General features: G+C 67.0%; 12 protein-coding genes. 2 read left to right on the top strand and 10 right to left on the bottom strand.

The window, feature by feature from the left end; all coding sequences use genetic code 11:
• The first annotated feature begins 64 nt into the window (after positions 1-64).
• Positions 65-841 carry an SDR family oxidoreductase gene (locus tag ACI2JH_RS13710; RefSeq protein WP_042614487.1) on the top strand — a complete coding sequence of 259 codons (777 nt, stop codon included), beginning with the start codon at positions 65-67 and terminating at the stop codon, positions 839-841.
• 6 nt (positions 842-847) lie between these two features.
• Here ACI2JH_RS13710 and ACI2JH_RS13705 read toward each other — a convergent pair whose 3' ends face one another.
• From ACI2JH_RS13705 to ACI2JH_RS13660, 10 genes are all read right to left on the bottom strand, one after another.
• The gene (locus tag ACI2JH_RS13705; RefSeq protein WP_404736482.1) at positions 848-2,209 is read right to left on the bottom strand and encodes a M60 family metallopeptidase; all 1,362 of its coding nucleotides are present in this window, start codon (positions 2,207-2,209) and stop codon (positions 848-850) included.
• Positions 2,210-2,439: 230 nt separating this feature from the next.
• Positions 2,440-3,117, bottom strand: coding sequence for a hypothetical protein (locus ACI2JH_RS13700; RefSeq protein ID WP_319276639.1), 678 nt, complete (start codon positions 3,115-3,117; stop codon positions 2,440-2,442).
• 29 nt (positions 3,118-3,146) lie between these two features.
• Positions 3,147-3,851, bottom strand: coding sequence for a DUF4124 domain-containing protein (locus tag ACI2JH_RS13695; RefSeq protein WP_182656176.1), 705 nt, complete (start codon positions 3,849-3,851; stop codon positions 3,147-3,149).
• A gap of 39 nt (positions 3,852-3,890) precedes the next feature.
• Positions 3,891-4,451 carry a Sua5/YciO/YrdC/YwlC family protein gene (locus ACI2JH_RS13690; RefSeq protein WP_042614483.1) on the bottom strand — a complete coding sequence of 187 codons (561 nt, stop codon included), beginning with the start codon at positions 4,449-4,451 and terminating at the stop codon, positions 3,891-3,893.
• 116 nt (positions 4,452-4,567) lie between these two features.
• Positions 4,568-7,042, bottom strand: coding sequence for a DNA topoisomerase I (locus ACI2JH_RS13685; RefSeq protein WP_101101344.1), 2,475 nt, complete (start codon positions 7,040-7,042; stop codon positions 4,568-4,570).
• Between the two features lie 190 nt (positions 7,043-7,232).
• Positions 7,233-8,162 (bottom strand): RDD family protein, encoded by a 930-nt coding sequence (locus ACI2JH_RS13680; protein WP_404736481.1) that lies wholly within the window; start codon positions 8,160-8,162, stop codon positions 7,233-7,235.
• 52 nt (positions 8,163-8,214) lie between these two features.
• A complete protein-coding gene (locus ACI2JH_RS13675) occupies positions 8,215-8,958 on the bottom strand; it encodes a pilin (RefSeq protein WP_404736480.1) in 744 nt (247 codons plus the stop codon).
• Between the two features lie 39 nt (positions 8,959-8,997).
• The gene (locus ACI2JH_RS13670; RefSeq protein WP_057507476.1) at positions 8,998-9,471 is read right to left on the bottom strand and encodes a DUF494 family protein; all 474 of its coding nucleotides are present in this window, start codon (positions 9,469-9,471) and stop codon (positions 8,998-9,000) included.
• Between the two features lie 16 nt (positions 9,472-9,487).
• Positions 9,488-10,639, bottom strand: a complete 1,152-nt coding sequence (dprA, locus tag ACI2JH_RS13665) for a DNA-processing protein DprA (protein WP_404736479.1) — start codon at positions 10,637-10,639, stop codon at positions 9,488-9,490.
• Between the two features lie 90 nt (positions 10,640-10,729).
• Complete coding sequence (locus tag ACI2JH_RS13660; protein ID WP_042614478.1) at positions 10,730-11,869, bottom strand: LysM peptidoglycan-binding domain-containing protein; 1,140 nt, start codon at positions 11,867-11,869, stop codon at positions 10,730-10,732.
• A 131-nt stretch (positions 11,870-12,000) separates the two neighbouring features.
• On the opposite strand from ACI2JH_RS13660, the gene def reads away from it, so the two are divergent.
• Positions 12,001-12,513 (top strand): peptide deformylase, encoded by a 513-nt coding sequence (gene def / locus ACI2JH_RS13655; RefSeq protein WP_101101336.1) that lies wholly within the window; start codon positions 12,001-12,003, stop codon positions 12,511-12,513.
• Positions 12,514-12,558 lie beyond the last annotated feature (45 nt).

Here is a 12,558-nt window from a genome sequence, read left to right as displayed (position 1 = left end):
CCGGCGACGGCGCTATGCTTGCCGCATCGTTACACGGGCAGCGCCCGGATGGGAGTTCAAGATCGTGACTGCGCAGCGCTGGCGGCTGGATGGACAGACCGCCCTCATCACCGGAGCCAGTGCCGGCATCGGCCTGGCCATCGCACGTGAACTGCTCGGCTTCGGCGCTGACGTGATGATCGTGGGCCGCGATATCGACATGCTGGAAAGTGCCCGCGACGACCTTGCCGATGAGTTCCCCGCACAGGCGATCCACGCCCTGGCCGCCGACGTGTCCGATGACGAAGACCGGCGTGAGATCCTGGACTGGGTCGAGGACCATGCCGACGGGCTGCATATCCTGGTCAACAATGCCGGTGGCAACATCACCCGGCCGGCCATCGATTACACCGAAGACGAATGGCGCAACATCTTCGAGACCAACCTGTTCTCGGCCTTCGAGCTGTCGCGCTACGCGCATCCGCTGCTGGCACGGCATGCCGCTTCGGCCATCGTCAACGTCGGCAGCGTGTCCGGCCTGACCCACGTGCGCAGCGGGGCGGTCTATGGCATGACCAAGGCCGCCATGCACCAGATGACCCGCAACCTGGCCGTCGAATGGGCCGAAGACGGGATCCGGGTGAATGCCGTGGCGCCGTGGTACATCCGTACCCGACGCACGTCCGGGCCGTTGGCCGACCCGGATTACTACGAGCAGGTGATCGACCGCACGCCGATGCGCCGTATCGGTGAACCGGAAGAGGTCGCCTCCGCAGTGGGGTTCCTGTGCCTGCCTGCCGCCAGCTATGTCACCGGTGAGTGCATCGCGGTGGACGGCGGCTTCCTGCGCTACGGGTTCTGACCCGGGTCACAGCGGCGGCAACGCATTTTCCACCACATCGGTGGCCCGGTCGTGGTTGTTCCAGATCGGGTGGGCCAGCGCAGGCAGTCGTGCCAGTGCGGCCCGCGTGCTGCTGTCCAGCGCGATGCCCCACTGTTCGAAGAAGGGGGTCATGTTGCGCTCGGCGACCTGGCCGACGGTGAGGGCGAACAGCTGCCGCTTTTCCTGGTCGGCACGCGGATTGACTCCGTCGCGTCGCAGCTGGCGATAGCGGGCCGACAGGCGTGGGTAGAACGCTTCGCCAAACGAACGACGCAGTTGGTCGAACATCAGCAGCTTGAACCAGATGTCTGTCTGCTTGTCGAAGTCGCGCTTCGCCGGTGCACGCCCGAAGTAGGCCGTGCGCTTGGCTCGATAGCCGGCGGTGTCCAGCCGGTTGCGGCCGGTCAATCGCTCTTCGATTGCCATGGAAGACAGGTTGACGGTTACCTCCGTCAATCCGGCCCAGCGGTATTGCGGGGTCTGGTAAGTGTGCCCGATCTCGTGCCAGAGGCCCCACTGGTCATCTGCTTCACGCTGCAGCAGGACCGCGCCGCCGGTGCTTTGGAAGGTCAGGCGATAGTTGGTGGCGCTGGCGGCGCCGGGTCCAGTGTCCGGATTGGTGATATGGATACGGTTGCTGGACTTGCGGTCCAGGCCGCTGGCCATTGCGGACAGCCCATACACTTCGTTGGTGAGCCTGGCTGCCTGGTCCCAGCCCGCGATGCGGCCTGCGGTGACCGACGCCAGGTTGTCGCGCACCCAGCGGTACTGGATGTCGGCGAAAACCTGTTCGCCGATGAAGGTCGCGAACGGAGCCCGCGGCCAGCGCGTCATCTGCGCGTCGAAGCTGGCTTTCGTCGTTACCCCGCCTACGAAAGTCGGTATCGGCTCACCGCCTTCGAGGGTGACCTGAAGCGGCTGGCTGCCCTCGTTCTTCACGTAGACCAGTCCATCAAGCGGTGCGGTTACCCACGTGGGGACGCCGGGCCGCACGGTCTGGTGATTGAACGAAGACTGCGCCACGCCGCCATTGAGATCCTTGTAGACACCGAACAATCCGATCGCGATGACGGCGGCGTGGGGCCCTGCGACGGTCACGCTCAGGCGCTGTCCACGGCGGACGAAACGTCCCGTCGGCTGCAGGTTGCTGTGTGCGAACCATCGGTTCTCGCGATCGGCTTCGGCGCGCGGAACACCCCATGGCACCGCGACGACCACTGAATGATCATCCGTCACGTCCAGCAAGGGCGGTTCTGCGTGTGCGGCGGATGTGAACAGGATCAACGCCGGGGCGAAAAGAAGCGGGCGGATGGCCCGGGCGATGGGTGACGTTGCAAGCTGATCCACGGTGCGGTTCCTCGTGCAGTCTGGCTTCGCCGCAGAGGCGCGGCGTGGCCACACTGAATGCGCATGCCGGAACGTGGAAGCGCTGTGCTGTCGTGCTGTGATCGACGGCACTGTCCGCTGCGGCCGCTGTCCTGCGCACGACAAGGCACGACGCGGCTGCAGGGTAGGTGCAGCGACAGGGCGGGGGCAGCGCGTCAGCTACGCCGCGCCAGGCCACCGGTGCCGACCGCTCAGGGCACCGCGCAGCTGCTGGCTTCCAGCACTGCCTGCACGCGCAGGCGCTCGTCGCGTGCCTTTGGCTGGGCGTCGGCGGCTGCAAAGCTTTCGCGGCCGCGTGCATCGCGCAGTCGTTGCTGCCAGGCACCGCAGCGCTGCGCCAGCTCCACTTCGCTGCAGGCATCACGCACGACTTCGCAGCTGGCCGCGTTGTAGGGGGCGACGCCGCCGCCCAGGCCGGCGATCGGCAACACCGTGCAGTGTGACGGGGCAGCCTCGTATTCGTGGAAGTACTGGCCGCCGCCGCTGGAAGTGCAGCGGAAAATCACCGGCGGCGGAGGCCGGTCCGGCACGGCGCTGGCATCGGCGATGGCGCGTGCGCGCAGCACGTCGCTGTCCAGGATCGCCTCGCCGCTGCCGGCTGCAGCGCCGGTTGCCGACGCGTCGAGCTGGTCGCTGTCCAGCACCGCCGCCGCGGCGGGTACGGGCGAATCACCCAGCGCGGTGGAGGCCGTGGACGCGCTCGACGCGCCACGCCGCTGGATGATCTGTGCCGTGCCGGACGGACACGGCGCATCCTGCACGGTCACCTTCGCATTGGCATCGGTGCAGCGGAACACGATGTCCTCGTTGGCGGACACCGGCAGGGCGGTCAGCAGCGCCAGCGCGGCCAGGCAGATCCAGGTCTTCATCCGCTGATTGTAGCGGCGCGGGCGCGCGATCAGCGTCCGCCGCAGTCCTGGTCCAGGCGCGCGTCGATGCCGCGCTGCTCGCGGGTGATCGCCTGGCGCTCGCCCTGCAGGGCGCTGTTGTAGCGTCGGTCCAGCTCCCAGCGCTGGTCACGCAGGCGCGCACAGACCTCTTGCGGGGGCAATGCGTTGCACGTATCGCGCACCAGGATGTTGCCCGCCGGGAAACTGATGCCGTGGCCGATGCCATGCGGCGGCCGCTGTCCGGGCCCTGCGTTGCCGCGGCCTTCGGCGCGGATCGGCGGCAGTCCGGGCTGGCCCGGGCCGTGCCACGGACGGTGCCCGCCGCCGACCCACGCGCTGGTCCACAGCGGCACCCAGCGCGGATTGCCCTCGTTGCTGTCGCTCAGGTACCGCCGGCCCTCTTCGGTCACGCATTCGTACATCGGCTGCGGCGGCCGCACGTAGACATGGCGGATTTCGCGCTGCACCTGCGCGCTGCTGGCGGCAGGCGTGGCGACGTCGTCGGTGCTGGCACGGCGCGGCGGGGGATCCTGCGGCCGCTGCATCTGTCGCACTTCCTGTCGCCCGCTGCTGCAGGGGCTGTCCTGCAATGTAACCGCACCATCGCTGCCGACGCAGCGGTAGATCCGCACGCTGTCAGCGGCAGGGGGCGCCGGGGCCGCCAGGGCCAGCGCCGGCAGCAGGACGATCAGCAGGGCAGGGAATGCGCGCATGGCCCATCGTGCGGTATCCGGCGCGGCGGCGCCAGCGGCTCAGAAGCGCAGTACGTTGCCGCTAAGCCCATCGCGGATCGGCGTGGGCTGGGCCAGGCCGCCGGTATCGCCATCCAGCAGGCCGTCGAGCAGCGACAGCAGGCGCGGGTCCAACTCGGCACGGGTGCGTGCAGGCGGCTCGCCGGCCAGGTTGGCGCTGGTGGACACCAGCGGCCCGCCCCATGCCCGGCACAGCGCTGCCACCAGCGGATGCGCGCTGATGCGCACGGCAAGCCCGCTGTGCTCCCCGGTGACCCACTTCGGGGCGCGGGGGCCGGCAGGCAGGATCCAGGTGTTGGCGCCAGGCCAGCTGGCCAGCACTTCGCGCTGTCGTTCGTCCGGCAAGGCGTCCAGCACCGCCCAGCCCTGCAGCTGCTGCAGTTCGGCGGCGACCAGGATCATGCCTTTCTCCACCGGCCGTTGCTTGAGCTTGAGCAGGGCATGCACCGCCATCTGATGGCCGGGGTCGCAGCCCAGGCCCCACACCGCTTCGGTGGGATAGGCGATGACCCCGCCGGCGCGCAGGCTGGCCACCGCACTGATCAGGTTGAGTTCTTTCATGGACGCAGTATCCGCCTGCCACGCGAAAACCGGTAGCGCCGAGCCATGCTCGGCGAGCGCGCAGCGCGGGGGTTGATTCCGCCGAGCATGGCTCGGCGCTACCAGGACCTGCCGGATCAGCCGGCGGTCTTCTTCGCCACGGCCTTCTTGGCGACCTTTTTCACCGCTTTCCTGGCGGTCTTCTTGGTCGCTTTCTTGGTGGCCTTCTTCACCGCGATCTTCTTGGCGGCGACCTTCTTCGGCGCGGCCTCCTTCTTCACGGTCTTCTTGGCGGCCTTCTTGCCGAAGCCCTTGCGCACCGGCTTGCCGGTTTCTTCCATGAACTGCTGCGCTTCGGCCAGGGTCAGCGAGGCCGGCTCGCGATCCTTGGGGATCTTGCCGTTCATCTTGCCGTCGCTCAGGTACGGGCCGAAGCGACCGTTCAGTACCTGGATCTCGCTGCCGTCGAATTCCTTGATGATCCGGTTGCGCGCGATCTCTTCCTTTTCCTCGATCAGGAAGACCGCACGGTCCAGGTCGATCGTGTACGGATCATCTTCCTTCTTCAGCGAGGCATAGGTGCTGCCACGCTTGGCGAACGGACCAAAGCGACCGATGCCCACGCTGACGTCCTCGCCCTTGTCCTGGCCCAGCGCGCGCGGCATCAGGAACAGCTCCAGCGCATCTTCCAGGCTGATGGTGTGCATGCTCTGGCCTGGGCGCAGCGAGGCGAACTTCGGCTTGTCTTCGGCATCTTCGGCGGTGCTGCCGATCGCCGCATACGGCCCGAAGCGGCCCAGCCGCACGCTGACCGGCTTGCCGGTCTTGGGATCGGTGCCGAGCTCGCGCGCGCCACTGGCTTCGGCGCGGTCGACCGATTCGTTCTTCTCCACCACCAGCTTGTTGAACGGCTCCCAGAAGCGGGCCATCAACGGAATCCAGTCCTCTTCGCCACGCGACACCGCATCCAGCTCATCTTCGAGCTTGGCGGTGAAGTCGTAATCCACGTACTGGGTGAAATGGCTGGACAGGAACTTGGAGACCGCGCGACCCACGTCGGACGGGCGGAAGCTGCGGCCTTCCATTTCCACGTACTTGCGGAACTGCAGGGTCTGGATGATCGAGGCGTAGGTCGACGGACGGCCGATGCCATATTCTTCCAGCGCCTTCACCAGCGCCGCTTCGGTGAAGCGCGGCGGCGGCTGGGTGAAGTGCTGGTCGGCAACGATGCGGTCCAGCGGCACGCGGTCGCCGGGCTTCATCAGCGGCAGCTTGCGGCCTTCGTCTTCGTCATCGGCGCTCTTGGTGTCCTTGCCTTCTTCGTACACGGCCAGGAAACCGGCGACCACCACGGTGGTGCCGCTGGCGCGGAACACATGCTCGCTGCCGGCAGACAGGTCCACGCTGACGGTATTGAGCGTGGCCGGGATCATCTGGCAGGCCACCGACCGCTTCCAGATCAGCTCGTACAGCTTGCGCTCGTCGTCGGTCAGGAAGCGCGATACCTGCGCCGGGGTCCGCAGCGCGGAGGTGGGACGCACCGCTTCATGGGCTTCCTGCGCGTTCTTGGACTTGGTCTGGTAGGTGTTGGGCTGGTCCGGCAGCGAGGCGATGCCGTAATCACGGGCGATCACGTCGCGGATTTCAGCCAGCGCGTCCTGCGACAGGTTGACCGAGTCGGTACGCATGTACGAAATCAGGCCGACCGTGCCTTCCTCGCCGATCGCCACGCCTTCGTACAGCTTCTGCGCGACCTGCATGGTCTTGCGCGTGGTGAAGCCCAGCTTGCGCGAAGCTTCCTGCTGCAGGGTGGAGGTGGTGAACGGCGGTGCCGGGCGGCGCTTGCGTTCCTTGCTGGCCACGTCGGTGACATGCAGGCTGCCCTGGGCGGCCTGCTGGATGCGCAGGCGTGCGGCTTCTGCGGTGTCGCCGTCGGTGACGGTGAACTGTTCGAACTTCTGCCCGTCCAGCTTGATCAGCTTGGCGTTGAACGGCTGCGAAGGATGCGCGCAGGCCGCGGCGATGGACCAGTACTCGCGGGCGATGAAGGCTTCGATTTCTTCCTCGCGCTCCACGATCATGCGCAGCGCCGGGCTCTGCACGCGGCCGGCGGACAGGCCGCGCTGCACCTTGCGCCACAGCACCGGGGACAGGTTGAAGCCGACCAGGTAGTCCAGCGCGCGGCGAGCCTGCTGCGCATCGACCAGGTCGGCGGCAATGGCGCGCGGCTGGTTCATGGCCTCCTTGATGGCCCGCGGGGTGATTTCGGTGAACACCACCCGCTGCATCGGCTTGTCGCCGACCAGGCCACGTTCCTTCAGGATCTCGGCGATATGCCAGCTGATCGCTTCACCCTCGCGATCCGGATCGGTCGCCAGGAAGATGTCGTCGGCGCCCTTTGCGGCTTTGGCAATGGCATCGACGTGCTTTTCGTTCTTGTCGATGACGTCGTAACGCATCGCGAAATTGTTGTCCGGGTCGACCGCGCCTTCCTTGGGTATCAGGTCGCGCACATGCCCATACGAGGCCAGGACGGTGTAGTCCTTGCCGAGGTATTTGTTGATCGTCTTGGCCTTGGCGGGCGATTCGACGATGAGCAGGTGCTTGGGCATGGGGTCGCTTTTGTGTGCGCACGGCCGGGAAGGGCCGCTAGGGTGGAGCAAATGGCCGCATTAGTGAAGCGGCCGGGTCGATTTCCATAAACTGAACGCCCGGGGATGAGCCGGGCGTTCAGCTTTTACCTTATTAGAGGAATCACGTCGTGAGCGCTCTGTCAAGCGTCCCGGCCGCATCCGCCTGTATTCAGCCGGCCATCCTGGCGATCGCGCCGACCGCCACCACCATCGCGATGATCAGGCCGATGAACAGGATGCCGGTCAGTACCAGCACCACCACGCCGACCGCGCCCAGTTGCGGACGCTGCAGGTGCGGCTGGTCGGTGAAGGCCCACTTGTCGACCACGACGGTGTCGCAGATCATGTCGTGCAGGGCCTGCTTGCGCTCGGTGAAGGCGGCCATGATGTAGCCGACCAGCAGGGTCAGGCTGCTCAGGAGCGTCGCGAAGTAGCGGCCGATCGAGCGCGCGCCGGAGATCCGGTCGCCATCGCTGCGCACCACTTTGATGCCCAGCGCCATCTTGCCCGGGGTCGCCCCGCCGATGGAGGCGTGGAACCAGCCGTAATAGGCCAGGCTGATGCCGAAGCCGATCAGCGCGCCGAGCAGCTGGCTGAGCACGCCTGCGGTGGTCGAACCCCCACCGGTCAGGCTGGCCGCGCCACCGATGCCCAGTCCAACGATAGCGCCGATGATCATCGAGCTCGCGGTCAGGATGACGTAGTCGATCATGTAGGCGGCGAACCGCTTCCAGAAGCCGGCATACAGCACCTCGGCACCGTGTACCGGCACGGCATTGCCGTAGCCCACCGATGCGGCCGATGCGCCGTACGGCGACGGGCTCAGCGGGCCACTGCCCGGCAGCGGCGCGGTGCCGTTGTCGATCGCCGCGTAGTCGCCGCGCAGGTCGAAACCGGTGCTCGGCTCGGCGGCAACCGAAGCCAGGGTCTGCAGCTGCAGCTCATCGACCACCGTGCGCAGTGCGGCCCATTGTCCCATTCCCTCGCGCCATACCAGCGTATCCAGCGTGATCTGGCTGCGCTGGAACAGCTGGCGGATTTCCTGCTCGGCTACCGGGCCCTGGCGTTGCTGGCCTTCGGCGTAATACCACTCACTCATCATCGTCCCCTGTGGGTCTTCCTTGGAAATCGGTCCGTGCCCGCCTGCCGGCTCAGTCGCGGCAGTTCACGGGCAGGTATTTATCGGCGCCGTCACTACTGCATTCCCAGCGCGACGCCTGGGGATCGTACTCCTGCCAGAGCAGGTCGCCGTCGACCTTTGACTCGCCTACCGCCAACGTCGCTTCGATGCCGCAGTGATCGTTCTCGAACTGACCGAACTGCACGCTCGACAGGCCCTGCCCAGTGTAATGGTCGTGGGCCGGGAAATCGGGGTCGGCGCTGGTCGGGCAACGGCCTTCACGATTGACGAATTCCGTCACCTGCACCTGCAGTGGCTGCAGCGCCGCCACCGACTGCGCCACCTTGGCGCGGATCGTGTAGTCCTTGTAGGCCGGCAGTGCGATGGCCGCCAGGATGGCGCACACCGGCACCAGCACCAGCAACGCCGCACCGCCGATGACGGCGGTCATCGCACAGCCGGACAGTGGCTTCTTCTGGGCCTGCATCGGCAGCACGCGCGCACCGGCATAGGGCGCAGCGGGCGAAGGAGGGGCAGGAGGACTGCCCGGTGGCAACGGTGGCAACGGGGGGACGTTGGCCGCAGCAGTGGCAGCTGGGACCGCGGTCAGCCCCAGCTCGTCCACCACGGTGCGCAGCGGCTGCCATGCCGGCAGGCCCTCGCGCCATACCAGTGTATCCAGTCCGATCCGGTTGCCCCGGAACAGCTCCCCCATGTCTTCAGCCGAAACCGGGCCAACCTGGCGGCTGCCCTCGGCATGGAACCACTCGCTCACGTGAACGCCCCCTGTATGCGCAAGGCATGCAGTGTACGGTCAGTGAAGGGGTTCTGGCTCGTCCATGAACATCTGCGTTTCCATCCAGGCATAGGCGGCTTCCGAGCCGGGCTGGTTGAACAGCACCATCAGGACCACCCACTTGAGGTCGTCCAGATCCAGTTCGTCCTGGTCCAGCGCCATGGCACGGTCCAGCACCAGCTCGCGCTGGTCGGCATCCAGGATGCCGTGCTGCTCCAGGTACAGGATGAAACCGCGGCATTCCACGTCCAGCTTGTCCAGCTCCGGACCGTGGTAGACGCGTACCGGGCCGTCGACCCGGGCCTGCGACACGGTAGGGCGCTGGGCGGCCAGTGCGTCCAGCCAATCGAACGCTTTGGCGGTCTCGGCCGGGCTGAAGCCCGCCTGGATCAGGCCGTTCTGGAGGGAGTCGCGGTCGCGGATGAGATCAGCGTCTTCGCTGAAATAGTGTTCAAACAGGTACAGCAGCACATCGAGAATGCTCTCTTTCATTGCCCCTCGGCCTGCGTCATCTGGACGCTGTGGAGGTTGGGAAACCAGGGTTTCGACAGTAGCGGCCGTGTTCGCACACCACGATACCCGCCAGTTCCATGGCCAGCAGCATGGAGGACAGCCGGGCGGCCGTCAATCCACAGTGCATGATCAATGAATCCATAGGGATTGGGTCGTGGTCGAGCGCTTTCCACAAGGTCTGGTAGTCCGGTTCGGACGCCAGGTGTGCGGGAAGATGGGCTCGCCGTCCCTGTTCAGTGGGGGCCTGGCGGCGGCTTTGCAAGTCGGGCAGGGCGGTGGCGAGCTGCGCGGCAATCAGGGCCATCACCTCGCCGGGGGTTTCAACCAATGCGGCACCGTCGCGGATCAGGCGGTGGCAACCGGCGGCCCGTGGATTGCGGACCGAGCCGGGCAGGGCGCAGACCTCGCGTCCGGCTTCGGCGGCCAATCGAGCGGTGATCAGTGCGCCGGAGCGGTTGGCGGCTTCGATCACCACCGTTGCCAGCGCCAGCCCAGCCACCAGCCGGTTGCGGGCGGGAAAATGCGCTGCCCGGGCCGGCGTGCCGGGAGGATATTCGCTGACGACCACGCCGTGGTCGGCGATCTCGCGCTGCAATGCGACGTGGTGCGATGGAAACACCGCGTCCGGCCCGCTGCCGATCACCGCAAGGGTGATGCCGCCTGCGGCCAGCGCGGCACGATGGGCCGACGCGTCGACGCCGGCGGCCAGTCCGCTGATGACGGCCAGGCCGGCATTGCAGAATGCGGTGCTGAACTCGGCAGCCAGTGCGCGCCCGCTCGGTGTGGGCGAACGGCTGCCCACCACGGCGATGGACGGATGCCACAGCGGGGCGGGGTCTCCGTGCACGAACAGCGCCAGGGGAGGCTCCGGGATCGTGCGCAGCAGGGCCGGGAAACGTGGATCGCCAAGCGGCAGCAGGTGGTGGCCGTCTTGCTTCAGCCAGCGCAGGGCGGCCTGCAGTGCAGCCGGATCCGGCGCGGCGAGGCGGCGCAGCTGGCCGGGCGAGCAGCCGGCCTGCCGCCAGGCGACCGGCCCGGCGTCCAGCGCGGCGGCCACGCTGGGGCGAGCGCAGGCCAGCGCGCGCCGCGCCGGCAGTCCGCCGCCGGCAAGGACCAGGGTCAACAGGGCTCGGGTTTCCTCATCCATGGCCCAGCCTGCCGCGCATACGGCAACGGCGCCCTAGGGCGCCGTTGCGGTGTGCTGTCAGTGGGAGACGGCCGCCGGCCGTCAGTCCACTTACTCCGTCGCGTCGGGGTGGCGGGCGTTGTAGCCCACCAGCACCGGCTTGATGCCTTCCATCACCAGCGCATAGCTGACGTTGTCGAACGTACGGAACACCATGGCATGGGCGGCATATTCATCCGGCATGGTCAGGCGGTTGTTGCCATCGACGCGCGAATCGTCCATCTGCGACGAATTCGGGGCCTTCATCACGTGCTTGACGTGGCTGCCCTGCCGCCACAGCGAGAACACCGTGCCGTTGTCCACGCCCTGCGCGCTGCCTGCGGAAAGGGCAATGACATCACGTGCGCCGCCGGACAGCAGCATGTCCGCTACCGCCAGTACCCGGACATCCAGCCCGTCGGTGCCCGGCGCCGGGACATGCGGGAAGAACTGCAGGTCGTACGGCGTGGCTTCCACCGGGACCAGGCGGTCACCGGCGCGCACCTCGCGGCCATCGCCGGTGCCCTGCAGCGCCAGCGTGGCGACATCCACGTTGCCCGAGGGCACGCGCGTGATGGTGCCGACGTTGACCTTGGCCAGTTCATAGCCCAGCTGCTGGTGCGGACGCTTGTTCGGGACGGTGAAGTCCTTCCACAGGTTGCCGCTGCCCGGCGTGGTGCGGCCGCTGGCGTCCAGGTCCTCGGTGGGCTTGGGCAGTGCATAGCGCACCGTCGGCCGGACCACGGCGTAGCGCTGGCCCACGGCGGCGCCGTCCAGCCCGTGCACGTAAGCCAGCTGGCCCGAGGTGGCGCGCAGGCGGTTGTCTTCCAGCCCGGCCACATAGGGCAGGTGATCGATGCGATCGACCACGCTCAGTTCTTTCAGGAAAGGCTCGACTTCGGACAGCGGAATGCCGGTGATCGGCGCTTCCTGGCGCGGTCCGGGCTCCTGGCGCGCCACGACGCGGTCCAGGTAGGCCAGGCTCAGCACATCGCCCGGGTAGATCAGGTGCGGGTTCGCCACCTGGGGATTTGCCTGCCAGATTTCCGGCCAAAGCCAAGGCTTTTTCAGGAATCGCGCAGAGATATCCCACAGTGTGTCGCCCTTCTGGACGACATAGGTGGTCGGGTGCCCGTTCATTTCGACGGCGGTAGCATAGGCGGCAACGGTCAACATCGCCGCGGCGACGACCGTGCGGATTCGTAGCAACATAGGAGTGGTCAGCCCGGTTCCCCAACAGGTTGGCGCACTATAGTCCAGAAACCGGGGCGCAGGGCAAGCGTTGGCGATAGAATTACAACGCAGGCCGGCGTTGACCGGCCCCCACCCAGATGATTACTGCCATGGCACTGCTCCCAATTCTCGAGTTTCCCGATCCGCGCCTGCGCACCAAGGCCGCGTCGGTCGACGCCGCCGAGGTCACCACGCCGGCCTTCCAGACCCTGCTGACGGACATGTTCGAGACCATGTACGACGCACCCGGCATCGGCCTGGCGGCCAGCCAGGTGGACGTGCACAAGCGCTTCATGGTCATCGACGTAAGCGAAGAAAAGAACCAGCCGATGGTCTTCATCAACCCGGAGATCGTCCAGCAGGACGGTGGCCAGGTGTACCAGGAAGGTTGCCTTTCGGTGCCGGGCATCTTTGCCGACGTCACCCGCGCCGACCAGATCACCGTGCGCTACCTGGACCGCCAGGGCCAGCCGCAGGAGCTGGCCACCGACGGCCTGCTGGCGGTCTGCGTGCAGCATGAAATGGACCACCTGGACGGCAAGCTGTTCATCGATTACCTGTCGCCGCTGAAGCGCGAGATGGTGCGCAAGAAGCTGGCCAAGGCGCGCAAGCACGTCGCCTGATCCATCACCGGGCACGGCCGCTGCCGTGCCGACCGTCCGCGCCTG

Source organism: Stenotrophomonas sp. NPDC078853, from assembly GCF_044901215.1.
Lineage (GTDB): Bacteria > Pseudomonadota > Gammaproteobacteria > Xanthomonadales > Xanthomonadaceae > Stenotrophomonas > Stenotrophomonas lacuserhaii.
The sequence above is the reverse complement of the archived record's forward strand: the minus strand, read 5'-3'. Positions and strand labels throughout refer to the sequence as shown.